Source organism: Salifodinibacter halophilus (genome assembly GCA_012999515.1).
GTDB classification, from domain to species: domain Bacteria; phylum Pseudomonadota; class Gammaproteobacteria; order Nevskiales; family Salinisphaeraceae; genus Salifodinibacter; species Salifodinibacter halophilus.
Genome location: JABEEB010000141.1, coordinates 1 through 295 on the forward strand (window position 1 = coordinate 1; position 295 = coordinate 295).

The following is a 295-nucleotide window of genomic DNA, read 5'->3' on the forward strand; positions in this document are numbered from 1 at the left end:
ACCTCACGGTCAAGCCGGGCGAGAAGATCGGCCTGGTCGGGCCGTCGGGCGCGGGCAAGTCGACGCTGATGAACATCCTGCTGCGCCTGTACGACCTGGAAGGCGGCCGCATCGCGGTCGACGGCCAGGACATCGCCGCGGTGACGCAGGAAAGCCTGCGTTCGCAGATCGGCGTGGTCACCCAGGACACTTCGCTGTTGCATCGTTCGATCCGCGACAACCTGCTGTACGGGCGGCCGAACGCGAGCGAAGAGGACATGTTCGAAGCGGTGCGCAAGGCGCGTGCGGACGAGTT

The 295-nt window shown here is 66.4% G+C and carries 1 protein-coding gene; it reads left to right on the forward strand.

Features of this window, described 5'->3' with window-relative positions; genetic code table 11:
• On the forward strand, window positions 1-295 hold a 295-nt coding region (locus HKX41_11055; GenBank protein ID NNC24669.1), incomplete at both ends, for an ATP-binding cassette domain-containing protein.